The 24,894-nt window shown below is 45.3% G+C and carries 27 protein-coding genes; 2 read left to right on the forward strand and 25 right to left on the reverse strand.

Annotation, left to right across the window (positions count from 1 at the left end):
- Positions 1 to 57 precede the first annotated feature (57 nt).
- Positions 58 to 1,077 (reverse strand): C40 family peptidase, encoded by a 1,020-nt coding sequence (locus ACFPTP_RS13325; protein ID WP_381445720.1) that lies wholly within the window; start codon positions 1,075 to 1,077, stop codon positions 58 to 60.
- A 144-nt stretch (positions 1,078 to 1,221) separates the two neighbouring features.
- Between ACFPTP_RS13325 and ACFPTP_RS13330 the strand changes: the two genes are divergently transcribed.
- Positions 1,222 to 2,277, forward strand: a complete 1,056-nt coding sequence (locus ACFPTP_RS13330) for a YsnF/AvaK domain-containing protein (protein ID WP_381445722.1) — start codon at positions 1,222 to 1,224, stop codon at positions 2,275 to 2,277.
- Between the two features lie 166 nt (positions 2,278 to 2,443).
- Here ACFPTP_RS13330 and ACFPTP_RS13335 read toward each other — a convergent pair whose 3' ends face one another.
- The 12 genes from ACFPTP_RS13335 to ACFPTP_RS13390 form a co-directional block, all read right to left on the reverse strand.
- The gene (locus tag ACFPTP_RS13335; RefSeq protein ID WP_381445724.1) at positions 2,444 to 2,641 is read right to left on the reverse strand and encodes a hypothetical protein; all 198 of its coding nucleotides are present in this window, start codon (positions 2,639 to 2,641) and stop codon (positions 2,444 to 2,446) included.
- 70 nt (positions 2,642 to 2,711) lie between these two features.
- On the reverse strand, positions 2,712 to 2,969 hold the full coding sequence (locus tag ACFPTP_RS13340; protein ID WP_381445726.1) for a hypothetical protein: 258 nt from the start codon (positions 2,967 to 2,969) through the stop codon (positions 2,712 to 2,714).
- Between the two features lie 321 nt (positions 2,970 to 3,290).
- A complete protein-coding gene (locus ACFPTP_RS13345; RefSeq protein ID WP_381445728.1) occupies positions 3,291 to 4,088 on the reverse strand; it encodes an ABC transporter ATP-binding protein in 798 nt (265 codons plus the stop codon).
- Positions 4,063 to 5,115, reverse strand: coding sequence for an ABC transporter permease (locus ACFPTP_RS13350; RefSeq protein WP_381445730.1), 1,053 nt, complete (start codon positions 5,113 to 5,115; stop codon positions 4,063 to 4,065). Before ACFPTP_RS13350 ends, ACFPTP_RS13345 begins: the two co-directional genes overlap by 26 nt.
- 17 nt (positions 5,116 to 5,132) lie before the next feature.
- On the reverse strand, positions 5,133 to 6,119 hold the full coding sequence (locus ACFPTP_RS13355; protein ID WP_381445732.1) for an ABC transporter substrate-binding protein: 987 nt from the start codon (positions 6,117 to 6,119) through the stop codon (positions 5,133 to 5,135).
- A 137-nt stretch (positions 6,120 to 6,256) separates the two neighbouring features.
- A complete protein-coding gene (locus ACFPTP_RS13360) occupies positions 6,257 to 7,702 on the reverse strand; it encodes a dihydrolipoyl dehydrogenase family protein (protein WP_381445735.1) in 1,446 nt (481 codons plus the stop codon).
- Between the two features lies 1 nt (position 7,703).
- Positions 7,704 to 8,921: a dihydrolipoamide acetyltransferase family protein gene (locus ACFPTP_RS13365; RefSeq protein ID WP_381445737.1), complete on the reverse strand. Its 1,218-nt coding sequence runs from the start codon at positions 8,919 to 8,921 to the stop codon at positions 7,704 to 7,706.
- A gap of 11 nt (positions 8,922 to 8,932) precedes the next feature.
- Positions 8,933 to 9,952: an alpha-ketoacid dehydrogenase subunit beta gene (locus ACFPTP_RS13370; protein WP_381445739.1), complete on the reverse strand. Its 1,020-nt coding sequence runs from the start codon at positions 9,950 to 9,952 to the stop codon at positions 8,933 to 8,935.
- Between the two features lies 1 nt (position 9,953).
- The gene (gene pdhA / locus ACFPTP_RS13375; protein WP_381445741.1) at positions 9,954 to 11,009 is read right to left on the reverse strand and encodes a pyruvate dehydrogenase (acetyl-transferring) E1 component subunit alpha; all 1,056 of its coding nucleotides are present in this window, start codon (positions 11,007 to 11,009) and stop codon (positions 9,954 to 9,956) included.
- Positions 11,010 to 11,030: 21 nt separating this feature from the next.
- The gene (locus ACFPTP_RS13380) at positions 11,031 to 12,176 is read right to left on the reverse strand and encodes a Leu/Phe/Val dehydrogenase (protein WP_381445743.1); all 1,146 of its coding nucleotides are present in this window, start codon (positions 12,174 to 12,176) and stop codon (positions 11,031 to 11,033) included.
- Between the two features lie 48 nt (positions 12,177 to 12,224).
- On the reverse strand, positions 12,225 to 12,626 hold the full coding sequence (locus tag ACFPTP_RS13385; protein WP_381445745.1) for a thioesterase family protein: 402 nt from the start codon (positions 12,624 to 12,626) through the stop codon (positions 12,225 to 12,227).
- A 283-nt stretch (positions 12,627 to 12,909) separates the two neighbouring features.
- Positions 12,910 to 13,878, reverse strand: a complete 969-nt coding sequence (locus ACFPTP_RS13390) for an NAD(P)H-dependent flavin oxidoreductase (protein WP_381445747.1) — start codon at positions 13,876 to 13,878, stop codon at positions 12,910 to 12,912.
- An 81-nt stretch (positions 13,879 to 13,959) separates the two neighbouring features.
- Between ACFPTP_RS13390 and ACFPTP_RS13395 the strand changes: the two genes are divergently transcribed.
- Positions 13,960 to 14,478, forward strand: a complete 519-nt coding sequence (locus ACFPTP_RS13395; RefSeq protein ID WP_381445750.1) for a gamma carbonic anhydrase family protein — start codon at positions 13,960 to 13,962, stop codon at positions 14,476 to 14,478.
- 43 nt (positions 14,479 to 14,521) lie between these two features.
- Here the strand turns inward: ACFPTP_RS13395 and paaX are convergent, their stop codons facing one another.
- From paaX to ACFPTP_RS13455, 12 genes are all read right to left on the reverse strand, one after another.
- On the reverse strand, positions 14,522 to 15,382 hold the full coding sequence (gene paaX, locus ACFPTP_RS13400) for a phenylacetic acid degradation operon negative regulatory protein PaaX (RefSeq protein WP_381446070.1): 861 nt from the start codon (positions 15,380 to 15,382) through the stop codon (positions 14,522 to 14,524).
- Positions 15,383 to 15,504: 122 nt separating this feature from the next.
- A complete protein-coding gene (locus ACFPTP_RS13405) occupies positions 15,505 to 16,710 on the reverse strand; it encodes an acetyl-CoA C-acyltransferase (protein WP_381445752.1) in 1,206 nt (401 codons plus the stop codon).
- On the reverse strand, positions 16,707 to 17,579 hold the full coding sequence (locus ACFPTP_RS13410) for a 3-hydroxyacyl-CoA dehydrogenase (protein WP_381445754.1): 873 nt from the start codon (positions 17,577 to 17,579) through the stop codon (positions 16,707 to 16,709). The genes ACFPTP_RS13405 and ACFPTP_RS13410 overlap by 4 nt, the downstream gene beginning before the upstream one ends.
- A 195-nt stretch (positions 17,580 to 17,774) precedes the next feature.
- On the reverse strand, positions 17,775 to 19,292 hold the full coding sequence (locus ACFPTP_RS13415; protein ID WP_381445756.1) for an aldehyde dehydrogenase family protein: 1,518 nt from the start codon (positions 19,290 to 19,292) through the stop codon (positions 17,775 to 17,777).
- 13 nt (positions 19,293 to 19,305) lie between these two features.
- Positions 19,306 to 20,079, reverse strand: a complete 774-nt coding sequence (locus ACFPTP_RS13420; protein ID WP_381445758.1) for an enoyl-CoA hydratase-related protein — start codon at positions 20,077 to 20,079, stop codon at positions 19,306 to 19,308.
- Between the two features lie 12 nt (positions 20,080 to 20,091).
- On the reverse strand, positions 20,092 to 20,871 hold the full coding sequence (locus ACFPTP_RS13425) for an enoyl-CoA hydratase/isomerase family protein (protein ID WP_381445760.1): 780 nt from the start codon (positions 20,869 to 20,871) through the stop codon (positions 20,092 to 20,094).
- Positions 20,871 to 21,173 carry an EthD family reductase gene (locus ACFPTP_RS13430; RefSeq protein WP_381445763.1) on the reverse strand — a complete coding sequence of 101 codons (303 nt, stop codon included), beginning with the start codon at positions 21,171 to 21,173 and terminating at the stop codon, positions 20,871 to 20,873. The genes ACFPTP_RS13425 and ACFPTP_RS13430 overlap by 1 nt, the downstream gene beginning before the upstream one ends.
- Before the next feature lie 18 nt (positions 21,174 to 21,191).
- Complete coding sequence (gene paaD, locus ACFPTP_RS13435) at positions 21,192 to 21,692, reverse strand: 1,2-phenylacetyl-CoA epoxidase subunit PaaD (protein WP_381445765.1); 501 nt, start codon at positions 21,690 to 21,692, stop codon at positions 21,192 to 21,194.
- A gap of 23 nt (positions 21,693 to 21,715) precedes the next feature.
- A complete protein-coding gene (paaC, locus tag ACFPTP_RS13440; protein ID WP_381445767.1) occupies positions 21,716 to 22,528 on the reverse strand; it encodes a 1,2-phenylacetyl-CoA epoxidase subunit PaaC in 813 nt (270 codons plus the stop codon).
- On the reverse strand, positions 22,525 to 22,872 hold the full coding sequence (gene paaB, locus ACFPTP_RS13445; RefSeq protein WP_381445769.1) for a 1,2-phenylacetyl-CoA epoxidase subunit PaaB: 348 nt from the start codon (positions 22,870 to 22,872) through the stop codon (positions 22,525 to 22,527). Before paaB ends, paaC begins: the two co-directional genes overlap by 4 nt.
- An 18-nt stretch (positions 22,873 to 22,890) precedes the next feature.
- Positions 22,891 to 23,844: a 1,2-phenylacetyl-CoA epoxidase subunit PaaA gene (paaA, locus tag ACFPTP_RS13450; protein ID WP_381445772.1), complete on the reverse strand. Its 954-nt coding sequence runs from the start codon at positions 23,842 to 23,844 to the stop codon at positions 22,891 to 22,893.
- 266 nt (positions 23,845 to 24,110) lie between these two features.
- Positions 24,111 to 24,848 carry a hypothetical protein gene (locus tag ACFPTP_RS13455; protein ID WP_381445774.1) on the reverse strand — a complete coding sequence of 246 codons (738 nt, stop codon included), beginning with the start codon at positions 24,846 to 24,848 and terminating at the stop codon, positions 24,111 to 24,113.
- Between the last annotated feature and the right edge of the window lie 46 nt (positions 24,849 to 24,894).

Here is a 24,894-nt window from a genome sequence, read left to right on the forward strand (position 1 = left end):
TTTGATTGGAGTGCGGAATGGCCCTTTCCAATTCGGAAAGGACCACTCTTCATTACATCATTTCAAATATCTCCGCGCGCCGGCGTAGTTTGTTTTATACATGCCCGAGTTGATGCTGACGATTTCGACTTTCTTTGATGAGTTAGGGGCGTGGACCATTTTGCCGTCTCCGATATACATCGAGACGTGATACACCTTCCCCATTCCTTTATTATGCGCGAAAAACATCAGATCGCCGGGCTGCAAGTCTTTCCGTTTCACCGCCGTCCCTTTGGTCGCTTGGACGGAAGAGTCGCGCGGGATAAGGATGCCATGATTCTTATAAACTGAATACATCAATCCCGAGCAATCAAATCCATATGCAGATACTCCCGCCCACAAATACGGCAGGCCGATATATTGCTTCGCGCTGTCGACGAGCTCCTTTTGCGTCGGCTTTGGAATGGAAGCAAAATCGGCGTAAACGTTGACGTCCTTCTTGCGGATATATTTCAAGCCGTCCGTTTTCGTCTTCACTTGCAGCCAATCCCTTTCCTCCTTCACAACCTGAAGGATTGTCGTATAGCTGATGTCGAAGAATTTATAGTTGTCATTGAGTTTCGGTTCATTGTATAAGGAAGCGATCTTCGCCGTGACGATAGCAATTTTCAAACCGTCTTCGGATGGAGTATAGGCCTTCACATGCGATTTCGGCACCCAGCCTTCATAGCCTTTCGATTGCCCTTTATTAAACTGGTCCGCAACTGCAATATAGACCCAGTCCCCTCTCGACTTCAAAACTTCCACTTTATCTCCGTATAAAGCTTGTGTGTCAGTCTTGCCGATGAGCCAATTCTTCTCCGCCACCGTCAAGCCTTTCGTCCACTTCGCAATATCGGGCTTCGCTGCGATGGAAACTGCGTCGATCTTGCGGGTCTCATTCGGCACCCGCCAAACATTTGTCACGGGGACGCTGATCGCATAGTGCTCCGCTGCATCTTTTCCGGATGGGCCCGGAGCAACTTGAGCCGCGGATGCGTGATGAAAAGTGATGAATAAACAAATGATCATTATGAAAGCCATTATTTTTTTCTGCATGAACGTTCCTCTCCCCCTCCCCTCTAATGTTAGTATATTCTTAATTGATTGCATAGCGGGTCTTTCATTCACAAACGTTTCCATCCTGTCAGATTGGGTATCTATAAGACAGTACCATCAATCAAAGAGAAGGAGAGATATAGCATGAATGATAAAAAATTTATCGGTATGTATCACAACGACTCGGAATTGATGACAAAGATAGATGACTTGAAAGCTCAAGGAATCGACGGAGAGAATATTTACGTCATTGCGCAGGATGATTCTGATGTGACGATGTTCCAAGGAATGAAATACGGAGATGTCCAGACGACCCCGGAATCTTGGTTTGACCGCTTCATGAATTTCCTGACCGGTGAAAATCACGTCCGAACCATGTTGCACGAAGCCGGTGTCCCTGATGGCGATATGGACAATTACTATAATGAAATTCAAAATGGCGGGAAGCTGCTCTATGTCGATGAAGGCGAATTGAATCGGCTTCATACGAGAAGCGATGGCAGTTTCGGCGTTACGGACGACGGTGTCGACCCGAACTTAGGCGCAAACCGCGTGTCTGACTTTGAAGAAAATGAATTGTACCGAAGCAATTATTCAACGGGTGCCTATCAAGATTCCAATTTATATGAAGGAGCGGACGAGAGCTTCGGCCGAGTCGGCGGAGAGGCTGTGCGCAACGAATACGACTACGAGACACCTCCAAGCAACTATTACGGAGTGCAAAACCGCTACAATCAATCAGACCAATTCGACCGTAACACAGAAGAGGAGAAAATGCGTCTCCATGAGGAGCGTCTCAACGTGGACAAGGAAGAGGTCGAAAGAGGCGAAGTAACGCTTCATAAAGACGTTGTTGAAGAAGAACAATCCTTTGACGTACCTGTGATGCGCGAAGAAGTCTACGTCGAGCGCCGTCCTGTCAATGAGTACGAATCGGATCTCGATGAATTCAAAATGATGCAGGACGATCAAACGATCCGTGTGCCGATTACCGAAGAGCGATTGGAAGTTACAAAACAACCATATGTCTCTGAAGAAATCGTCGTCGGCAAGCGACAAGTGGAAGATACGGAAACTGTAAATGAGACCGTTAGACGGGAAGAAGCCCACTTCGATCAATCGGGAGAAGTCGACGTGCAGGATGAATTCATCGATGAACCGTCGATGCGCCGCAACAAATGGGAAGACGAACGGTTTTGATTATCCAGGAAAATAAATGGGCCCGCAAAGCAGGAATCCGCTTTGCGGGCTTTTTCTATGTCGAGTGCCTGTTTTGGGGTGAGACACTTTTTGTGTAGGATGATGATTGAATGGATCTATGGATTTTCAATTAGATTAGATGCTTTCTCTGCCCTATGTCGATGGATCAAATTTCAATTAAGGAAATCTTTTTGCAATCTGCAATTACAGTCGATCCACCATAATTGAAAAAAGCGAGGGATCTCTCTCGATCGATTGTCGTCAATGATGTGACCGTTTGCTGAAATCCGTCTACTACTATACTCGACAATGTGAAGTTCGCAGGAAATGTTTCCATCAGATCACAAATTGCTGTCCTTGCCATGTCCGGTTCATCTCCTTTCCTCATAGATGTGCGTATTGGGTAGCATGTCCATGATTCATCTACGATAATTCTAGAAAATCACTTGGGAGATGCTATCGCAATCTACAATGAGGGTAGTCCCGACGACTGATGTGAAATACGCAAGCTTCGTATCCGTGTTCAAGTTGACGAAAGCAGACACTGCGAACGGCAACCCGTCGACGAGTATTTCCGCCACTGTGGTGTTCGGTGGCAAGGTCGATAATAGTTGACAAATACTCGCATCACCCTTGCCTTTCCGACTCTGTTCATAAAAGTTGCCCATTTCCACCTCATGCATGCTGCCCATGGCTTGGTCACCCCCTTCCGGTTGGAAAACCCCTTTGCATTCAAGGGGTCCTTATACTGTATTATTGTAATTTCGCGTGAGATAGGACGTCTGCTTGGTTGTCCATATTTTTTTCTTGAAAATCGGGTCAAATGGAAGAGGTGCACGGGAATAAAGGAGTCATTGTGTGAAGAAATGACCTTGATCTCGAAAGAATGGACCTTAAACTCGAAGAATGGGCCCTTGCGCAAAAATCGTCGTATTTTTGAAAATTCATTGCTGAAACAACAAAAAACTAAACGCTCACCATCAGAGGTGATCGTTTAGTTCTTCTCAATATACTCAAACGGAGAGCAACGCTTTATCGCTCGTTAACTGTTCACCACGAATGCGCTGGAATTCAGCCATGAGTTTATCGATTGTCAGCCCCTTCTTCTCTTCGGCTCCCACTTCTATGATAATCTGGCCTTTATCCATCATAATGAGCCTGTTCCCGAGATCGAGTGCCTGTTGCATATTATGTGTAATCATAAGTGTTGTTAATTGATCTTTTTCAACAAGTTCTTTTGTTAATTTCGTAATCAATTCTGCACGGGATGGATCAAGCGCAGCTGTATGCTCATCCAGCAGTAAAATAGACGGTTGGGTGAATGTCGCCATCAGCAATGATAACGCCTGACGCTCCCCCCCGGATAACATGCCTACTTTTGCATTCAACCTATTTTCCAAATTCAAATGCAGTGTTTCAAGCGAGCTGCGGAAAAACTCCCGGCGTTTTTTATCGACACCCCTACGCAACACCCGTTTTTTATTCCTGGAATACGCCATTGCCAGGTTTTCCTCGATTGTCATCGAGGGGGCAGTACCTGCCATCGGATCTTGGAATACTCTTCCAATCATACGAGAACGTACATATTCCGGCAGCTTTGTAACATCTTTACCCGCAATTTCAATTTCGCCAAAGTCAGGGGTAAGGGCTCCGGAAATCATATTTAACATTGTTGATTTTCCGGCTCCATTGCTTCCGATTACGGTCACAAAATCACCGGATTTCAACTCGAGGTTGATTTCATCTAACGCAATCTTTTCATCAGGTGTTGCTTCGTTGAATACTTTATTTATCTGTTCGAGCTTCAACAATTGCATTCCCCTCCTTGTTGAGAGAAAAATTGCGTTCGGCCGAACGTTCCTCATGACGCCTCGCTTTTCTCGCTTTCTCACGTCTCTTTTCAAAGTACTGCGGCAACACCAATGCGCAGATGACAATCACCGCTGTAATTAACTTCATATCTCCTGTATCGAGAAAATCAATCCTAAGCGCAAACGCTAGGACAACCCGATAAATGATTGCCCCTGCAATAACCGCAAAAGTTGTTCGCACGATTGTTTTTGTTCCAAAGATCGCTTCACCGATTATGACGGAAGCTAAACCGATGATAATCATTCCAATACCCATGCCGATATCGGCATACTTTGCATATTGCGCAAATAACGCTCCTGAAAAGGCGACGAGCGCATTTGAGAAACCGAGCCCGATAATGACGAGTGTATCCGTGTTCGCCGATAGACTCCTAATCATTTTTTTATTATCTCCAGTTGCCCGGATCGCAAGTCCCACTTCAGTTTTCAAGAACCAATCCACAATAAGTTTAATGAGTAAAACGATGATCGCCATGATGAAGACAGTTCCCCATGTGGAAGGTAAATAGCGGACACCTAGCATACTGAAAAATTGGTTCATCACATTATCGATGCCTAATGGAGCGAAAAACGCTTGAAATTTACTGAATAACGTCTCTGCATTTAATAAAGGAATGTTAGGGCGGCCAATCGAGTTTTCAGATGTAAGGCCCATGATGCGTAAATTAATGGAATACAATGCAATCATCATCAAAATCCCGGAAAGCAGCGGATTGATCTTTCCTTTTGTATGCAAAAGACCGGTTACACAGCCAGCCAAGAAGCCAACGACGAGCGCTACAGCTGTTGCGATAGCAGGATGATAGCCGAATAGAATCATTGTAGCAGCAACTGCAGCTCCCGATACAAAACTTCCGTCCACCGTCAGATCCGGGAAATCCAGCACTCGAAAGGATAGGTACACCCCGAGCGCCATGATTGCAAAGATGATCCCTTGTTCAACAGAGCCAAATATCGCTGAAAACATTAAGAATCATCTCCTATTTATTCACTGAATTCAGCTTTCCACTCATCTTTAATGGATAGCCCCAATGCTTTCGCCGTATCTTCGTTCATGATCAGTTTCAAGTTTTGCGGAACTTGGACGGCTAAATCAGCAGGTTTACTTTCACCCTTTAAAATCTTCACAGCCATTTGTCCAGCTTCATAGCCGATATCATAATATTCAAATCCATATGCCGCTAAACCGCCTCGTTTGACAGAGTCGAATTCACCGACCATCATTGGCAGTTTATGTTCATTGGCAACTGAAACGACTGATTCCAGTGCAGACACAACAGTGTTATCCGTAATGATGTACAAAGAATCCACTTTACCAATCAATGACTCTGTCGCTTGCTTCACATCTGCGGACGTAGCAACAGATGCTTCAACAACAGTCATATCCATTTCTTTCAACAATTCCTTCACCGCATCCACTTGGGCACGGGAGTTTGCCTCGCCGGAGTTGAACACCATGCCGACTTTTTTCGCGCCTAATTCCTCTTTAAGGAACTTCAATGTATTCGGAATTGCATCGGGATGATTATCAATCGTACCCGTTACATTTCCGCCCGGGCTATCCATCGATTCAACGAGTTCTGCACTGACAGCATCCGTAACAGAAGTGAAAACAATCGGAATATCTTTCGTTGCGCTTGCTACAGCTTGTGCACTCGGCGTCGAGTTTGCAAAGATCAGATCTACGCCGGAACTTACGAGGTTATTGGCAATTGTCGTATTTGCAGTGGGATCACCCTGAGCAATTTGAGGATCATATTCCGCTTTGATTCCCGCGTCTTCCAGGGCCTTCTTAAAGCCGTCATATGCTGCATTCAAAGATGGGTGTTCGACAATTTGCGTGACACCGATTTTATAGACCTTTTCTTTTTCACCAGCGCTCGTACTGCCCCCAGACGATGTGCCGCATGCTGAAAGAAGCAGTGTAGCACCGAAAACCGCAATCAATGCTTTTTTCCAATTGTTCCTCATTTTTTCTCCCCCTGTTATCATTAACATTTCTATACTGGTATACAAGTTGAAGAAAGTAAGACGAAATATTTCAACTTATATATCAACATTGTAGATATATTACACGTAATATTCCGTCATTACAAGCTTATAATTATTTACCTTCTTGACAAATCTTGCATTCTCCTTTTAACCGGGGCAGCATGAATCGCCTGTCCGATCAACCCTTCTGCCGCTTCGAGCAGCCCTTCATTGTAGCTTGGATGAGCATACGTCGGAAACGTCATATCTTCTTCTTTCGCAGCCATCTCCAGTAACTGGACAAAGGAAGCCGACATTTCAATGGCCCCATCCCCGATCATATGAATGCCCACGACCAGATCGGTCGTTGAATCGGAAATCACCTTGATGAACCCCTCTTTTTTGCCGGTGATTGCCGCATAGCCATTTCCTCCGAGGGCAAATTGACTGACGCGAATAGTTATTTCAAAGTCACGTGCCTGTTGCTCCGTAAGACCAACAGAAGCGACGGGCGGTATTGTGTGAGCGACGATTGGCAAGAAAGTAAAATCGGCTTCCGGTCTTCCTCCTGCAATCGCTTCTGCAGCTACTTTACCTTGTTTGATTGCTTTTACTGCAAGAAGCGGCCCTTCCGTCACATCCCCAATTGCATAAACGTTCGGGATTGACGATTGCATATTCCCGTCCACCTTGATGAAACCTTCCGTTGTCAGTTCAATTCCGAAGCGACTGATGCCTAACGGTTCCACATTCGGTTTCCTTCCTTCGGAAATGAATAGATGTGACCCTTGGATCGTTTCGTGCACGCCCATATTCGTTTGAAATGTAATTGCAATTTCGTTATCCAGCTCATTAATATTTACCACATCTACATCTTTGACGACGTTCATTTTCCGTTTTTTATAGATCCGCGTCAGTTCTTTATTGATTGATTCATCAAATGAAAGGACTGAATTTTTCGACATTAGTAAAGAGACCTTTGCCCCAAAAGCAGCATAGCTGGAAGCCACTTCAAGTGCGATTGTGTCGTGTCCGAGTATGATAAGATGTTCGGGCACCTCTTCCAACTCGAATATTTGATGGGGCAGCAGAATCCGTTTCCCTGTTTCCATTGAGATGGTTGGCAGAATTTGCGAACTTCCTGTAGCGATAATTGCCTGTTTGAATTCAAAAATATCGAACTGATGCCCATTTTCCAAACCGATTCGATCTACAGAGATGAATGCAGCTTTTCCCTGGATTATTTCAATTTTGTTTTCCCGACATAGTCTTTCAACACCGGCTCTCAGCCCTTCGATCACCTTTGTTTTATAGGATTGCAGCTTTGGTAAATTAAAAGTGTCATTGCCTTCGCCAATTCCAATCTCTCTCAAATGAGCGGTTTCCGAACGTTTCATTGCCGCATGCGTAAAAACTTTAGAAGGGATGCACCCTTTGTTTAAACAGACACCGCCCATTTTGCCCTGTTCAATTAACGTGACGGCAATCCCTAATTGAGCCGCTCGTATGGCGGCCGTGTAGCCGCCAGGACCGCCGCCAATAATAACAAGTTCCCTTTGTTGACTGATTTCCCCCACTACCATGTCATATCATCTCCAACAACAAATTATGCGGCTGTTCGATTAAACTGGAAAAGCGGTTTGTAAATGCAACGGCCGTTGCCCCGTCAGCAACGCGGTGATCGAACGACATGGACAATGTCATCACATGACCGATAACGATTTCATCATGCTCATTGACGATGGGTTGTTTTTTTGTTTTATGGAATGCGATGATTGCCGTTTCGGGGTGGTTAATAATAGGTGTTGCACCGGTACTGCCAAGCGGACCAACATTGCTCATCGTAAACGTGCTGTTTTGCATTTCAGAAGGCTTCAGTTTTCCTGTGATTGCCTTCTCGGTCAACTCCTTTATCACTCGGTGAAGATCTTTGATTGTCTTTTTATCCGCATCATGAACGACAGGAACTAGCAATCCGTTAGCCGTGTTCGTTGCAATGCCGATATGGTAATTTCTCTTCAGCACGATGCGATCATTTGCCTCATCCAGCTCTGCGTTAAAAATCGGGAATTCCTTCAATGAAATCGTGAGCGCTTTAATGAAAAATGCGGATAGAGACACCGATTCCCCTGCCATTTTCAGTTCATCACGCATATTAATTATATTCGTCATATTAACTTCGTCGAAATGGGTTACATGGGGAATGGTCAATAAAGAGTGCGTCATTTTTCTTGCGATTTGTTTCCGAATTCCTTTAAATGAAATTTCATCAGAAGGGTTTTCATTTGAAGTTACAGGCTGCACTTCAATAATAGGTTCCTTCACAGCCTTTTTCCCTTCGATAAATCGGTAAACATCTTCCTCAGTCACTCGTCCTGATGGATCACTGGATGGGACATCTTCAATAGTAATATTGTTTTCACGTGCGATTTTACGTGTGTAAGGCGCAGCTAATACACGCCTGAACGGAGTTGAGGAAAATTTCCCGGCTTTTTCACTGACAATCGCCGCAACTTCTTTCGCAGCTGACAGTTCAGGTTTGGGTTCATTTCCGATTCTTGCACTGAAATCCTCTTCGATGCAGAGGAGGCTTGTTCCGACTTGGACGGTTTCTCCCGTTTCAATGATGATTTCCTTCACAATCCCGGCGCATGGCGAAGGAAGTTCCGCTGTCATTTTGTCCGTTTGCACTTCAACAAGCGGCTGGTCAACCGTCACTTTATCCCCGACCTGCACAAGGTATTGGACAATCTCCCCTTCCGTCATCCCTTCTCCGATATCATGCAATTTTACATCCAGCACTTCATTCCCCCCTAAAAATGGACAACTTTTTCAATGCCTTTAACGACTCGTTCAGGTGTTGGAAGGTAGTGGTTTTCAAGTGCAAATAGCGGAACCGGCACATCAAACCCTGTTACCCGTTCAATCGGCGCACGCAAATAAAGGAAAGAGGTGTCATTAATAATTGAAACGATATCGTTTCCGAGTCCCCCGGTTGAGTGTGCTTCGTGGACAATGACCGCCCTTGTTGTTTTCTGTACAGATTGTGCGATGATGTCACGGTCTATCGGGTACAACGTTCGAAGATCAATAATCTCACAGCTGATGCCCATTTCCATTGCCTGCTCGGCTGCCTTTTCAGCCACTGCCACCATGGCGCCCCATGCAATGATTGTCACATCGGTTCCTTCACAGACGATTTTCCCCTTGCCGATTTCAACTGCATATTTACCTACTGGAACATCTTCTCTTTGTGCGCGGTAATTCCTCATCGGTTCCAAAACGAGCACCGGATCCGGATCTTCCATTGCTGCAATCAGTAAACCCTTCGCATCATAAGGTCGGGATGGACAGACGACCTTGAGGCCAGGCATATGAGTGAACAAGGATTCTGTACTGTCCGAATGGATTTCAGGCGCTCGGATTCCCGCTCCATACGGCGCACGGATGACCATCGGTACTGTAAAAGTCCCCATGGTCCGCATGCGGATACGGGAAACATGCGTCATGATTTGCTCGTATGCCGGGTAGATGAAACCAAGAAACTGAATTTCCGCAACCGGTCTGAAGCCATTTATCGCTAGACCGATAGACGCCCCAATAATGCCAGCTTCCGAAAGGGGTGTATCCACCACACGGTCCTCTCCAAATTTCTCTACAAGTCCCTCAGTCGCCCGGAACACACCGCCATTTCTCCCGATGTCTTCGCCCATGATAATTGTTCGTTCATCCTCTTCAAGCATTGTTTCCATCGCGCTATTGATTGCCTGGATCATCGTCATCAGTCGGGTCGTCTCCGTCGGTCCGGCTGATTTCTTCATATCAATCGCCATGTCACTGCCCTCCTAGTTGTGCGAGGTAAGCCTCTTTTTGTGCAGCCAAGTCTGCTGGCAACTCTGCATAGACATGATCAAAAAGATCTTCGACGTTCGGAGCTGGGAAGCTTTCCATTTCTTCTACTGCCGCTTCAATTTCAACTGTCGTTTTGTCTTTTATTTTCGTGACCCATTCTTCATCCCAGTAGCCGTAATTCCGCATGAATTTTTCCAATCGGACTAGCGGGTCTATAATATGCTTGCCTTGTTCTGCAGATCGATATTTAGATGGGTCATCGGCAGTCGTATGAGCACCTGTCCGCCAAGTGACCGCTTCGATCAACGTCGGCCCATATCCATTCCGGGCATCATCAAATGCCTTTTTTGTTTCAAAATAGACTGCAAAGCAATCATTGCCGTCAAGACGAATGCCCGGAATATCGTATGCGACCGATTTCTGGGCAATTGTTGCTGAATTCATCTGTTTTTCCATCGGTACTGAGATCGCGTAGCCATTATTTTGATTAAAAAAGACGACAGGCACTTGGAAAACGCTAGCGAAATTCAATGCTTCATGGAAATCGCCTTCTGAAGTGGCACCGTCACCGAAGTAAGCGATGGCTGCATTTCGTGTACCTTTCCTCTTCTCTGCCCAAGCCGCTCCTACTGCATGCGGCAGCTGTGTCGCAATCGGGACGGCCGGCGGAAAAATCCTCTTCCCTTCCGGAGGGACGCAACCTTCAACGCGGCCATTCCAGTACAAATAGGTCCTCGCCATATCTGCACCGTACGTCAACGTCGCACCGTGGTCGCGATAGGTCGGGAAAATCCAGTCATCATTGCCTAAAGCAAGTGCACTGCCAACTTGCGAAGCTTCCTGTCCCTCGAATGGAGCATAGGTGCCGAGGCGTCCTTGCCGCTGCAAGTTAATCGCTTTTCTGTCGAATGTCCGGACCCGCACCATGTTGTAATAAAAATCTTTGACCAATTGCTCATCAATCTGTTTCTCGTAGGAAGAATCTAGTAATATCCCTTCATCATCAATTACTTTCTTAATCGGAAAGTCAATTTCCAACGACATGACCCCCACTCACGATTATTTGCGGATTGCCCACTTCGGTTTAATGGATGGGGTGTAAAAGCTGTTCCGCCCGCCTCTACTTTCCATTTTTTTCTCACACATCGTATTTGCGGATTCCATCGTGCAGATGCCGCTCATTTTTGCCAGCTTGTATACTTCTAAAATCGCATCATAAATATGTTTTGTTTTGGCCAGCACCCGCTCATGATTGAAACCGTACAATTCATCTGCCACGTGGATGAGACCGCCGGAATTGATAATATAATCCGGAGCATAAAGAATGCCTATCTCTTGTAGCTTTTTTCCGTAATCTTCATGGATTAACTGATTATTGGCCGATCCTGCAATCGCTTTCACTTTGAACTGATTGATTGTCTGTTCGTTAATAATTCCGCCTAGTGCACAAGGAACAAATACATCCGCTTCCTGTGAATAAATATCCGCGCTTGCAACAACTTTCACGGTTCCAGGTGTAGCAGCCGCTTTTTCTTCGATGGCACGCAGACTCTCTTCATCAATATCCGTCACATAAACATGAGCACCGGCTTCAAGTAATCCAACTGCGACTTTGAACCCCACTTTTCCTAGACCTTGGACGGCGTATGAATGCCCCCCTAAATCATCATTACCGAATAGCTCCAGATTCGTCGCTTTAATGCCGTATAGAACGCCTTCTGCTGTCGGGATGGAAGAATCCCCTCCACCTCCATAGGCTTCGGGTTTTCCTACAATGCAATGGGTTTCCTTCATTGAATGGACGAAATCTTCCACGGTCGTTCCCATATCAGTGCCTGTGTAAAATCGGCCGCCAAGCGATTCCACAAATTGGCCAAAAGCACGGAATAATTCGGGTGTCTTATCCGTTTTCGGATCTCCGATGATGACCGCCTTTCCACCGCCAAAATCCACATCAGCCGCTGCGCATTTATAGCTCATCCCTTTGGATAGACGAAGCGCATCTTCCAGAGCCGCGTCCACACTTTCGTATGGATGCATACGACAGCCGCCTAGGGCAGGCCCAAGTGTAGTATTATGGATTGCGATAATTGCGCGTAAGCCTGTCGATGGATCATTACAGAAAACGACTTGTTCATGTTCGACCATTTTTTCAAAAAGATCGAAGTTGCTTGCCACTGATACTCTTTCTTCTTCAATTTTCATGGATTAAGCCCCCTGAACATTTACAATCTGTCTGCTAAACTTCACTTCCTAGGAAGATAACGATGCATCCCTCAATTTTTGGGCAATCGTTTCTTTCGGAAGAATGATTTGTTTTACGATGCCTTGACCGATGATTCCGACGTGGTTGTGCGCGGTAACTTCCGTAATGACAGCATTGTTCTGAAATTCTACCAGCACTGCAGTCAGCGTCACTTTAGAACCTAGTGGGGAAGGTGCTAAATGCTTTAGCTGAACGGACGCCCCCATCCCTTCTTCATGCGTCTCCAAAAAAGGCAGAATGATTTTTCGGGAAACCCATTCCATATGATAGGTCATCGCCACTGTCGAATAGACGGGGTGTACAACTTCGCCTTCAAAAGCAGCCAACATATCTTCTGTAACGATAATCTCTATCGTTTCTGTCCTGCCGACTTCCATTCCCTGCTTCATCGCTTACCCCCTATATACTATGATTCTCGCCCATAAACTACGATTCTCGGTGCCCATCAAATCTAAGCTTCATAAATAAATGAGAGCGCTTACATTTCTCCTTGGAGTCCGCTAACTTTATATAACACTATTATAACGTAATCGTACCAATACGTAATACTGAAGTCAATATTATAGTTGGAAAACTCCATGATTTCGGAATAGATCGATATAAACTACAGCACAAAGAACCGCAACCCTGGAGGCAGCGGCGTTCAAAAAAACTTTAATAGGTAGTTCTTCTTTATTTTCTTTTCATCCCCACGCGAAACTCCCCAGTCAATTTCTCCAACCGATTTCCTGCCTCTTCCATCATGTTGTCCAGTAATTCTTTCACACTTGGAATGTCTTCGATCAGCCCTGCAATCTGACCGCTATTCAAAAATCCGTTTTCCATATCGCCTTCAATCGCACCCTTGACATGCTGGATTTCCGATGTCAATTCACCGTATTGTTCCAGTGTCATACCCGCTTTATCAAACTCTTTGAGTTTCATCGCATAAGGTGTCTTTAGCACTCTTCTTAGCCGGTCAACGCTTCGCCCGATGATCAACGTTTCCGTATCACTTGCGTTGACAAGATTTTGCTTGTACTTGTCATGAAACGGCGCTTCCTTCGTTGCAATTAAACGAGTGCCGATTTGCACACCACTCGCCCCTAACAAAAGTGCAGCCGCCAGTCCTTTACCGTCACCGATTCCTCCTGCAGCAAGTACAGGGATTGTTACATGCTTCACAATCTGTGGAATGAGTGCGAATGTCGTCAGTTCCAGGTTGGAGTTGATGCCTGCTGCTTCAAACCCTTCTGCAACTACTAGATCCGCTCCTGCCGCTTCCGCTTTTTGTGCATGCTTCACTGAAGCGACGACTGCTATTACGATGATATTATCGTTAAGAAGTCTAGGAATAAATGGGGCTGGGTTACCTGCTGATAAGGATACAATTGGAACCTCATGTTTAATGACAAGATCAATCATCTTATCCGTATAAGGGGAAACGCCCACCGCAATATTAACTGCAAATTTCTTCTTCGTCCGTTGTTTCGTTTCAAGTATTATTTGCTCCACTTCGTCCGGAGTCATCGTCCCGCAACCGATTGTCCCCAGTCCCCCCGCTTCGGACACAGCCGCAGCGAGCTGTGCATTGCTAATATTCCCCATACCCCCTTGGATAATCGGGTAGTCAATTTGTAACTTCTCACATACATCTATCATATTTCTCCACCTCCACAAAATTATGTTATACTAGTATTAATAGAATGACAATTTAGATTAATAGAATTGAGGGGGATATGTATGATAGTGCCTTATAAAGGGGATAAACCCGAACTGGATTCTACTGTTTTTGTTGCGCCTGGAGCGAAAGTGATCGGGGATGTTCGAGTAGGGGAAGAATCGACCATCTGGTTTAATACAGTACTACGGGGAGATGAAGGGCCAATTACGATTGGGAAAAGATGCAGCATCCAAGATAATTCGACAATCCATCTGTATGAAGGTGCTCCTGTTGTTGTAGAAGATGAGGTGACTGTCGGGCATAACGTCATCTTACATGGATGCAAAGTCGGAAGACGTTCGATTATCGGCATGGGATCTACAATTCTTGACCATGCGGAAATTGGCGAAGAATGCATCATTGGTGCAAATACGCTCATACCACCCGGAAAGAAAATCCCTCCCCGTTCCCTCGTTGTCGGATCTCCAGGAAAAGTAGTGAGGGAACTGAATGAAAAGGATCTTGAACTGATCCAACTATCGATAGATTCATACGTTCAAAAAGGGTACGACTACCGTGAGATTTTTCAAAATGAGTAATAAGCTACGGGAGGGATGAAATTAAATCCCTCCTTTTTTCCGCTTATTCGATAATGAGCGGATGATTATCCGCATCATATGATTTGTCTTTTCGCCGCATGTCGTTATCTTCTTGAAAGACATCTTCAAAAAACCGGCTGGCCGATTGCGCAAGCAACTTATAATATTGTTCAAACAAATAAGCGGCATGATTGCCGTTCCATATTTCCGGCAGCAGCTCTTTCGGAAGCCCGGGATCTACAAAGAGGAACTTGCGGTATTCATGAACTAGATTTGTCCTTTCCACGAAACACTCCGCATCCGTCATTTGCCCGTTATTCATTAGGCTTTGATGAATGATGTATTTATTGCTATAGGTTGAAATGAATTCTTCATACTTCCTGTCGATTTCTTGAAGCGGCCAGCTTTTTTCAACAAGTTCCCTGTCTGCTTGCGGTCCTTTATTTTCGGACAAAAATAAATTTGCGTAAGCTTGGATGTCATATTTATCAATGAGCAATCTCACTTCTTGTTCGAGATTATTCGGTGTGATCCAGCACCCGTTTGAAAAGCTGCCAAACCCGCTCCATAATAATTCTTTACGAAGTTCATCACGAATCTGCCTTTTTTCTTCTGGAATCGTATACATAAGCATGCGCCATTTTCCGTCCCAGTCGTGCGGCATCAATTTAAAAATACGGACAGCAGCCTCTTCCATTCGGAGTTCTCCACGGGGTGTCAAGTAATAATAACTTTTATTCCCTTGCTTTTCGGAATCAAGCCATCCTTGCTTCATCATTCTAGAAACCGCTACCCTTACGGATTGTTCATTATGACCAAATTCTTTCATTAATCGAATCAGGCTGCCAATCCATATTTTATTGCCATAATGTCGGATATAATCTCCGTATATTGTAAAAATCATCGATTGTGCATTCGCCAATTAACCTCACACTCTTTCTCTTTTTGTTCACTCTAGATGTATCATAATATTCCCTTCCTTCCATTATATCGTTATACGATTAAAAGAAAACTTATTTCAATTAATTATTCTGTTACGTTTTCTATTATCGCGGCAATCCCTTGACCTACCCCGATACACATCGTTGCCAGTCCATATTGAATATCCTGTTTCTTCATTTCATAAAGAAGTGTTGTGAGAATTCGGGCACCGCTTGCCCCCAGAGGATGGCCAAAAGCGATGGCGCCGCCGTTGACGTTCACTTTCTTATCATCCAACTCCAATTGGCGTATACATTCTAGAGCTTGGGACGCAAAAGCCTCATTCAATTCGACAAGTCCAATATCATTTGTCGTCAGACCTGCTCGTTCAAGTGCTTTTCTCGTTGCATAAATTGGACCTAGCCCCATCACAGCGGGTTCTAATCCTGCTGTTGCCCCGACAACATATTTCGCAAGGGGGGCGAGATTCAGTTCTTTCGCTTTCTCAGCACTCATTAGAAGCAAAGCAGACGCGCCGTCATTGACACCCGAGGCGTTTCCTGCAGTTACAGTGCCGCCTTCAAATATCGGTTTCAGTTTCCCTAGCTTTTCAAGCGTCGTATCCGGCCGTGGATGTTCATCCTGATCCACTGTGGTTTCATTCCCTTTCCGGTCCTTATAGACAACTGGGACGATTTCTTCGGCGAACCGGTTTTCTTCGATTGCTTTTTTTGCCCGTTGCTGGCTTTCATAAGCAAATAGATCCTGATCTTCTCGCGTTATATTGTACCGTTCTGCAACGTTTTCAGCTGTCTGCGGCATTGTATCTGTACCATACATTTCTTTCAGCTTTTTATTTGTAAAGCGCCAACCGATTGTTGTATCTTGTAATTCCATATTGCCTCGCGGGAATGCTTGATCCGGCTTTGCCATGACAAGGGGAGCACGCGTCATGCTTTCCGTTCCACCTGCAATGTAAATATCGCCATCGCCAACCGCGATCGCTCTTGCAGCGTAAATGACAGCGTCAAGCCCCGAACCACAAAGACGGTTAATCGTCGTGCCTGCCACTTCGACAGGAAGACCTGCCAATAAGCCGGACATGCGGGCTACATTCCGGTTATCCTCCCCAGCTTGATTCGCATTTCCTAAAACGATTTCTTCTATTTTCCCTACCGGTAAGCTCGGGTTCCGTTCGATAAGCGCTCTTATTACGACTGCACCCAGATCATCCGGACGTACATCTTTCAACGCGCCATTATATCTTCCAATTGGTGTACGGACAGCATCCACGATGACAACTTCTCTCATTTCTCAACCAACTCTTTTCCAACTGTATAGTCGTAGACGCCTTTACCCGTTTTCCGGCCAAGCCTGCCCGCTTTTACATATTGCTCTAAAAGAGGCGCAGGGCGGTATTTCTCCCCAAGCTTTTCATGTAAATACTTTAAGTTGTTCAGACGTGTATCAAGTCCGACCAGATCGCCAAGTTCAAACGGACCCATAGGGTAGTTCAACCCAAGCTTGATCGCCTTATCAATTTCTTCAGGCGTTCCAAGCCCTTCTTGCAGCATGAAAAATGCTTCGTTGCCGACAAGTGCGCTAATCCGACTTGTAACGAACCCTGGAAATTCATTGATAACGACTGTTTCTTTCCCCATCTTCACGGCCACTTCTCTAATGATTTCGACTGTCTCATCGCTTGTTTCCAACCCCCGGACAATTTCAACGAGCGGCATTTTATGTACGGGATTGAAAAAGTGCATCGCAATTGTTTTATCCGGACGTTTACCAAAAGAAGCGATTTCTGTCGGACTCATCGTAGATGTATTCGTTGCAAAATAACAGTTCTTTGGTGCATATTGTTCTATTTCTTCAAAAACTTGTTGTTTAATGGCAGCTAGTTCAGGGACGGCTTCAATAATTAAATCAGCTTTTCCTGCAGCTTCCGCGATGGTTTTATCATAAGTCAGTTTTTGGCGCGCATTGTCAGCTGCATCCGCTGTGATTTTTCCATACATAATTCCTTTTTCAAAGATGGCTTTAATTTCACTCTTTGCATTGTGAAGTGCAGTTTCGTTTATATCGACAAGTGTAACTGAGTACCCACCGAGGGCACCGACATAGGCAATCCCTCTTCCCATGACGCCCGAACCAACCACGACGATACGTTGAATCATCCATATTCCTCCCCTTTATGATGAAAGAATACGGACAGGAGGGCATTCATTCCTGTCCGTCATATTTTTGCTTTTCTACTGTCTAGCTCCAGGCGCCAGCCCCTCGGGTCATAAGTCGTTTTGCTGTGGTGGCTGAGGTACGCCTCCTCGCAAACCGCCTTATGCCTGTCGGGGCTAGGCGGCGCCTTACGCATTTCATAGACCGAACGGATTTACCGGACGGCTGCCGAAGTACGACATGATGCTTTTCGTTTCCGTGTACAGATCAAGCGATCCTGCTGACAGTTCACGGCCGAATCCGGATTGTTTAAAGCCGCCGAACGGTGTGCCTGGGAATGCAGAGAAAGGTGTGTTGATCATTACGATTCCTGCTTGGATTTGGTTCGCAACCCGCGTTGTCGTTGCAGTATTTGTCGACCAAATAGACGAGGCTAACCCATAATCCGAATCATTCGCCAACGCAATTGCCTCTTTTTCATCTTTGAACTTCGAGACGACGACAACTGGACCAAAGATTTCTTCACGGACAACTTTCATGTCTTGAGTTACATTTCCGATGATTGTCGGCGCATACCAAAATCCGTTTTCAAAGCCTTCCGGTTTCAATTCTTTACCGCCCGTAAGGATTTCAGCACCTTCGTCGATTGCAGATTGGACATACATTTTCACTGTGTCCAATTGGGTTTGATCAATCACAGCACCCATATGTGTCGCCTTGCTAAACGGATCTCCGATTGCGAGTTTTTCAGTTTTCGCAATAAATTTCTCAACAAACTCATCGTACACATTTTCATGAATATAAATGCGTGAACGCGCATCACAAGATTGACCCGTATTATTGAATGCACCGTAGAGTGAACCATCGACGGCTGCATCAATATCTGCATCCTCGAAAACAAGGCTCGGAGATTTACCGCCAAGCTCCAGTGTTACGCGTTTCACTGTTCCTGCCGCTCTTGCCATGATATCTTTTCCGATTGCAGTAGAACCTGTAAACGCAACTTTATTCACCAGTTCATGTTCGACCAGATAGTTGCCAATCTCTGAACCGGATCCAGGCAGAATGTTCACAACGCCTGCCGGAACGCCTGCTTCATGACAAATTTCTCCGAGAACAATCGCTGTTAGTGGCGTTAGGGATGCTGGCTTTATAACGACGGAGCATCCTGCAGCAATGGCGGGAGCAATCTTCCAAGCGGCCATCATAAGAGGATAGTTCCACGGAATAATTTGCGCACAGACGCCAAGCGGCTCTTTTTCCGTATAGTTATGGAATTGACCGGGTACGTTGTTGACAGATCCACCGTGCCCAACAATAGCGCCCGCATAAAATTCAAAGTCTTCAATTGCTTGAGCAATTTGCCCTTTCGCAGCTGCAAGTGATTTTCCTGTATTCAAAATTTCCAGTTCTACAAGTTCATTGAAACGCTCGCCCATAATTGCTGCAATTTTGTTCAGCACACGTGCACGGCGACCTGCCGGAGTTATTTTCCACTTCCCATTGTCAAATGAATCTCTTGCAGCCCGAACAGCTTTTTCAGCGTCTTCTTTTGTCGCTTTAGCTACTTCAGCAAGCAGTTCACCCGTCGCAGGCTTATAGATTTTTGTGCGCTCCCCACTGCTGCTATCGACTTGTTCACCGTTAATGAACAGTTTGTAGTAGTCACGTTTCATTGATTCCCGTTCTATTGCTCCTTCTTGGATTGTTGTCATTGGATGATTCCTCCTATTGTCCTGAATAGACAGGTTTTCTTTTTTGCATAAATGCGCTGACACCTTCACGATGATCTTTTGTGAGACCCGCGATCCGCTGTCCTTGGGCTTCTTGTTCAAGATAGTCTTCAAAAGAAAGTGTAGTTGTTGCCTTTAATGAACGTTTGATCAACCCAATCGCTTTTGTTGGCAAAGCGGCAAGTCGAGCAGCGAATGTGGTGACGTCTTCTTCCCATGTATCTATTGGAATCAGTCGATTCGCAAGACCCATTTCCACCGCGTCAGCAGCCGGTACTTTTTCTCCCAACATCGCCAGTTCCGTTGCTTTGGCATGTCCTACAAGTTGTGTCAGGTAATAGAGATTGCCGGAATCCGGAATAAGACCGACGTGAATGAAGGCGTTCACTAAACTTGCGCGTTCTGAAACTAGTCTGAAGTCACATGCAAGTGCAAGGCTGAATCCAGCTCCAGCAGCAACCCCGTTTACAGCTGCAACAATCGGTTTCTCACATTCTCGAATCTGCTTCATCATAGGCCCATAATGGTCACGCAACACTTGACCGTGATCCATGTTCTCATCTACTTCCGACAAATCCTGACCGGAACAAAACGCCCGCCCTTCACCCGTAATGACAATACAACGTACTTCATCATCAGTAGATGCGGCTTTGACTGCATCTTTCACTTCCCGGTTCATCTGTGCGATAAATGCATTCAGTTTGTCGGGTCGATTCAAATAGAGCCATGCAATTCCATCTGCAACTTCATAGCGGATCGTCTCAAACATTCAACAACCTCCTTACTTCCCCTGATAATCCGGTTTTCGTTTTTCCACAAAAGCATTCATACCTTCTTTTTGATCCTGCGAAGCGAAAAGTAGATAGAAATTTTTCCGTTCGTATTGCATCCCTTCAAATAATGGATAATCCACTGCTTTATTTACCGAATCTTTAATAAGGCGCAACGATAACGGCGGTTGATTGGCAAGCCTAGTAGCAAACTTCAGCGTTTCCTCCATTAATAATTCAGGTGCAACGATTTTGTTAATGATCCCATGTTGAAGAGCGGTTTCAGCTGAAATCCGCTCCCCAGTCCATAGCCATTCAATCGCTTTCGTACGGCCTGCAAGTTTCGTCAATCGCTGCGTACCTCCTGCACCTGGCATGACGCCAAGACCTACTTCCGGAAATGAAAACTCTGTTCCGCTAGCTGAGATTAATAGGTCACAACAAAGGGCAAGCTCGAATCCTCCTCCGAATACGAATCCTTTGACTGCACCGATGATCGGCTTTTTAATGCGTCCTAAACGGTCCCAATCCGCAAATTGGTTCAACAGTTCAAGGCTGATCGGGTCATCTCCAGTCATTTCATCAATATCAGCTCCCGCTGAAAAAGCACGGCCATGGCCTGTAAGCACAATGACACGGACGTTTTCATCACGATCATATTCTTCCATTGCTCCGACGATTTCGCTGACCATTTTCCGATTCAATGCGTTAAACTGACGGGGCCGATTCAAATAGATGACCGCTACACCGTTTCCTTTCATGGATGTTTCAATGAAGTCGAATCGATTCATTACGAGTCTTCGCCGATCATTAAGGTTACAAGATCACCTGCAAACCCCATCAGGTCCTTCCCGGACGCTTTCCCTTCAGGAGAACGTAATCCTTGCTGCAATTCTTCCAAACTGTCATAAGTCATCTCACACATGAGGTAGTATTTACCTTCTCCCCCCATCGGAGATCCTGTCATTTTTGTCACCTTCATTTCACGAAGGCCTGGAATTTTCGCCGTGATCGGCGCATGAATGTTGAAGTAGTGATTATCAAATTCCTCTTTGTTTTCAGGGTGTTTGTACAGTGCGATTAATTTTGCCATTTACTCATTCTCCTCACTTTATAGTAGTGTTGAAACAGGTTTCATTGCCTCGAATACATTTTTACAGCTCTTGCAATACAAAATGCTCCTGCAAGCTGTCGGCCCGAAAATGTTTTCCATTGTCACATAGGTCGATCCGCAATACGCGCAATCTACATGCCAGGAGCCGTCCTCTTCAACATGCCGCGGGGGCGGGGCTATTCCAAACGCCCGTAAATTCTTATGCCCTTCTTCTGTAATGCGGTCCGTTGTCCACGGCGGATGAAAGACGAATTCCACTTCAACTTCTTCCACTTCAGGCAATTGTTTGATTGCCTCAATTGTATTCTTTTTGATGATCTCTAATGCCGGACATCCTAAAAATGTAGGCAGCAAAACCACTTTCACGTTGTTCCCCGAGGTCGTGACTTCTTCAACCATGCCAAGGTCAATAATGCTGACCGAATCAATTTCAGGGTCTTTTACACGCCTCAGCACTTCAAAGACGCGATTCGTGGAAACGCTTTCAGAAATTGCCATACATTCACCACTTTCCTCTCTCATTACCAAGAAGCCACCGGGTCTGACTTGTAAACTTCTGAAAGTGTAAGAAGAGCTTCATCCAGGTCTACTGTATGCTCGCCATTCCTTCCGTTATTCGCAAGTTTTTCCGGAATTGTCGGGACGTCCATATGAAGAGCAGCAAACACTGGTTTAATGCTAGCTATCCAGTTTTCTTTCAATTTTTCCTCATTGTCGATCAGCTTATAGTTTTCAATGGCCTGTTTTTGATTTCCAAGAGAGAACATATCTCCAAAGTCATTCATAACTCGAAGAATGGCGTCATTCATTTTCTTTTTTGCAACATCGGTGGAACTTAACAATTGCTTAAACCACGTTTCCCAATGCATCCTATGATAATAAAGTTCCATTTTCACTTTCACCGCAGCTTCCGCAAGGGGTTGATATGAACTTTGGCATAAAGAATCGACTTTGACTTTTTTTGCTTGTGTGTAAAAATAGCTTCTGACCACTTGATAGGCCCAATCATAATTCGGTGTTTCCATATAATAGCCTTCACCGTTCACCCGCTCTGTCAGTATGCTGTTCCTTCTCTCATGTGCCGGGCGCAAATGGGCCAGCTCATCTGCATTTCCCGCCCCTAACTCTTCAAGAAGTTTGTAGTACATAGCTGCATGCCCCATACTGTCTTGGCTGATTGATGAAGAAGCGACGTCTTCCTCAATATGCGGAGCGAGTCCGAGCCACTCAGATCCACGGTAGGCATACAAGAAATCATCATCCGCCAATTGGAATAGCAAGCTCGTAATTGCTTCCTTATGTTCCGCGGTCAACACGTTTTCGGTTGCGCTCATTTCCGTTTTCCTCCCCATGACAAGATTTCTTTTTCATCCAAGATTTCCTGTTCATAGTGACGCCACTTTTTCTTTAAGTAGCCATAGCCTTTCGTCAGACGATAATCTTTATTGTCCAGTCTGCGAAGCGTCAATTTTTCATCTGCATCCATCTTTCGGATATGCTTTCGATTCACGATCCAAATGTCAGCAACCGGTTCGCGGCGCATGAAATTTTCCTGAGCCAAAACGAGTGCCATTTCTTCATTAGGAGCCAGTAAGCTGAATTGGTGCTGGAATGCCGAGCTCGGCGTCCGTTTGCTAAAAACTTCATATTCTTGATAAAACAATTTCTCTTCGGCCATTTCCTTCTGACTCCTTTCCTAGCTGACTGTTGCACTTAATGCATCGCGAACCCATGCATTATTTTCATAAGAAGACCTGCGCAGGTTCAGGCGCGCTTGCGAACGAGGTCCTTTATTTTTAATGATTCTCTTAAACTCTTCCCAGTCTGGTTGTTTGTACGACCATAATCCACTTTCTTTGTCGTAGCGAAAAGTAGGATCCGGAATGGTTAAGCCAAGCGATAAAATACGCGGAATGTACTTGTCAAAAAAGAGTTGCCTGAAGTCTTCATTTGTTTTCGTACGGATCTTATATTTAATCGTTACGTCTTGCTTCGACGAACCCGTTGTTTCCTTGCTTGCCGGTCCAAAAAACATGAGCAATGCTTCCCACCAGCGATCAAGGGCTTCTTGAATCATTGCCTTTTGGTCATCCGTTCCTTCTGCCAACGCCATGATGATCGACTCTCCATGCTGCGCATGAAACACTTCCTCCGCACAAATGCGTTGCAACGCCCTTGCATAAGGTCCATAGGAAGCTCCGAGCATATCGGTCTGCGTAATGATAGCTGCTCCATCAACGAGCCAACCGATGATTCCGGCATCCGCCCAAGTTTTCGTTTCCATATGGAACACGTTATGAAATTTCAAGTCCCCGTTGAATAGATCCTGCATTAAATCTCCGCGGTTTTTTCCATAGGGTGCCAGTAAGTCTTCCGTAACGCGAAGCAGCAGCTGACCATGGCCCATTTCATCCTGCACTTTTGCCATAATGCCAAGTTTCCGGTTAAGGGACGGGGCTTTCGGTACCCACTCTTTCTCGGGAAGTGCTCCCATTATTTCGCTAATTCCGTGCATGGAAATCAGTTTAATCAATGTCAGTCTGTATTCTTCAGGCATCCAATCATCTGCTTCAATCTTATCCCCCGCCTCAATACGTTGCATAAAGTGCGCTAACTGTTCCTCTTCAGCCGTATTGTGTAAAGCCGACATGAAAAATCCCCCTTTGCCTAAGGTATGAAATCTCCTCGCCACGCATAACAAGTTTTTAACGATGACTTATAATAGTGTTATATACAGTCAGTATAGTAGATTGATATTCAAAAAGCAAATGTATTCTGATAAATTTAACTTCTAATTTACATTGCATGATATTTAACTAAATGAATGAATAGTACTCATAAAAAAACAGTCCAAACCAGGCAATTTACTTTCGGCCTAGATTGAACTGTCGATTCGACTTTGAACGCCCATCCTCCTTACCAATGGATGGCATCCAGCTTTTCGATTGACGCGGTCACGATGCCTGTCGGGGATGAAAAATAGGCGACTCCCTTATGTTCATCCACATTCAGCAAATGGTCGACGTCAATCGTTCCGCCTTCCAATACAATTTGTTGGATCGGATAAGTCGGAGGCAACGTGGCGAGCAGCGCGCCGATGCTTTTCTTTGCCAGCAGGATTTTTCCGATCGACTTCTCCACTTCCTCCGATTCCCGTTTACGCTGCACATCTTGTTCTTCCAACTTATTGATGACCTTCTCATGCATTTCCCCGATTTTCGCGTGATCGGCACTGATCCTGTCGAGCATGTCCAGCACGTCATGCAGATCATCATATTGATTGTACGTGAATTCACGCATCGACATCCGATGGTTTTGAATGCTTTTGCGCAGCCGGAAAACGGCTTCTCCCTGTTTTCCGAGTTCCTCCCGTATGGCGTCCTGTCTGATGGATTCCGACCTCAACTTTTCATGGACTTCCCAAATCCTGTCCCGCAAATGAAGATAACGGTTCCGATGGACTTGCTGCTGCTTGGACACGACATCCAAAATCTTGACGCAAAGCCTCTCCAACTTGTCAATCGCCGCCATCATCTCTGCATTGACATCGTTTTGCTCTCTTATGAATTCGACATACGGATTCCAGACGAATCGATCTTGATTCGCCGGAAAACCGGTCGGCTTGTCATTATGATGAACCTTCGAATGTTCCAAATTGCTAGCTCCTCTACCGAGTCTTTCTCCTATACTATGTCGCCCG

Source organism: Sporosarcina koreensis (assembly GCF_042655825.1).
Taxonomy (GTDB): domain Bacteria; phylum Bacillota; class Bacilli; order Bacillales_A; family Planococcaceae; genus Sporosarcina; species Sporosarcina koreensis.

Coding starts and splice junctions, on each gene's coding strand:
- ACFPTP_RS13355 (WP_381445732.1), bottom strand. CDS start 6,119: ATGAGGAACAATTGGAAAAAAGCATTGATTGCGGTTTTCGGTGCTACA.
- ACFPTP_RS13410 (WP_381445754.1), bottom strand. CDS start 17,579: ATGATTCAACGTATCGTCGTGGTTGGTTCGGGCGTCATGGGAAGAGGG.
- ACFPTP_RS13415 (WP_381445756.1), bottom strand. CDS start 19,292: ATGACAACAATCCAAGAAGGAGCAATAGAACGGGAATCAATGAAACGT.
- ACFPTP_RS13380 (WP_381445743.1), bottom strand. CDS start 12,176: ATGAAAATTGAAGAAGAAAGAGTATCAGTGGCAAGCAACTTCGATCTT.
- ACFPTP_RS13385 (WP_381445745.1), bottom strand. CDS start 12,626: ATGAAGCAGGGAATGGAAGTCGGCAGGACAGAAACGATAGAGATTATC.
- ACFPTP_RS13390 (WP_381445747.1), bottom strand. CDS start 13,878: ATGATAGATGTATGTGAGAAGTTACAAATTGACTACCCGATTATCCAA.
- ACFPTP_RS13340 (WP_381445726.1), bottom strand. CDS start 2,969: ATGGGCAGCATGCATGAGGTGGAAATGGGCAACTTTTATGAACAGAGT.
- paaC (WP_381445767.1), bottom strand. CDS start 22,528: ATGAGCGCAACCGAAAACGTGTTGACCGCGGAACATAAGGAAGCAATT.
- paaA (WP_381445772.1), bottom strand. CDS start 23,844: ATGTCGGCTTTACACAATACGGCTGAAGAGGAACAGTTAGCGCACTTT.
- ACFPTP_RS13325 (WP_381445720.1), bottom strand. CDS start 1,077: ATGCAGAAAAAAATAATGGCTTTCATAATGATCATTTGTTTATTCATC.
- ACFPTP_RS13405 (WP_381445752.1), bottom strand. CDS start 16,710: ATGAGAGAAGTTGTCATCGTGGATGCTGTCCGTACACCAATTGGAAGA.
- paaD (WP_381445765.1), bottom strand. CDS start 21,692: ATGGCAATTTCTGAAAGCGTTTCCACGAATCGCGTCTTTGAAGTGCTG.
- ACFPTP_RS13360 (WP_381445735.1), bottom strand. CDS start 7,702: ATGGTAGTGGGGGAAATCAGTCAACAAAGGGAACTTGTTATTATTGGC.
- ACFPTP_RS13350 (WP_381445730.1), bottom strand. CDS start 5,115: ATGTTTTCAGCGATATTTGGCTCTGTTGAACAAGGGATCATCTTTGCA.
- ACFPTP_RS13420 (WP_381445758.1), bottom strand. CDS start 20,079: ATGTTTGAGACGATCCGCTATGAAGTTGCAGATGGAATTGCATGGCTC.
- ACFPTP_RS13430 (WP_381445763.1), bottom strand. CDS start 21,173: ATGGCAAAATTAATCGCACTGTACAAACACCCTGAAAACAAAGAGGAA.
- ACFPTP_RS13425 (WP_381445760.1), bottom strand. CDS start 20,871: ATGAATCGATTCGACTTCATTGAAACATCCATGAAAGGAAACGGTGTA.
- paaB (WP_381445769.1), bottom strand. CDS start 22,872: ATGGCCGAAGAGAAATTGTTTTATCAAGAATATGAAGTTTTTAGCAAA.
- ACFPTP_RS13335 (WP_381445724.1), bottom strand. CDS start 2,641: ATGGCAAGGACAGCAATTTGTGATCTGATGGAAACATTTCCTGCGAAC.
- ACFPTP_RS13330 (WP_381445722.1), top strand. CDS start 1,222: ATGAATGATAAAAAATTTATCGGTATGTATCACAACGACTCGGAATTG.
- ACFPTP_RS13370 (WP_381445739.1), bottom strand. CDS start 9,952: ATGGCGATTGATATGAAGAAATCAGCCGGACCGACGGAGACGACCCGA.
- paaX (WP_381446070.1), bottom strand. CDS start 15,382: ATGATTTTTACAATATACGGAGATTATATCCGACATTATGGCAATAAA.
- ACFPTP_RS13395 (WP_381445750.1), top strand. CDS start 13,960: ATGATAGTGCCTTATAAAGGGGATAAACCCGAACTGGATTCTACTGTT.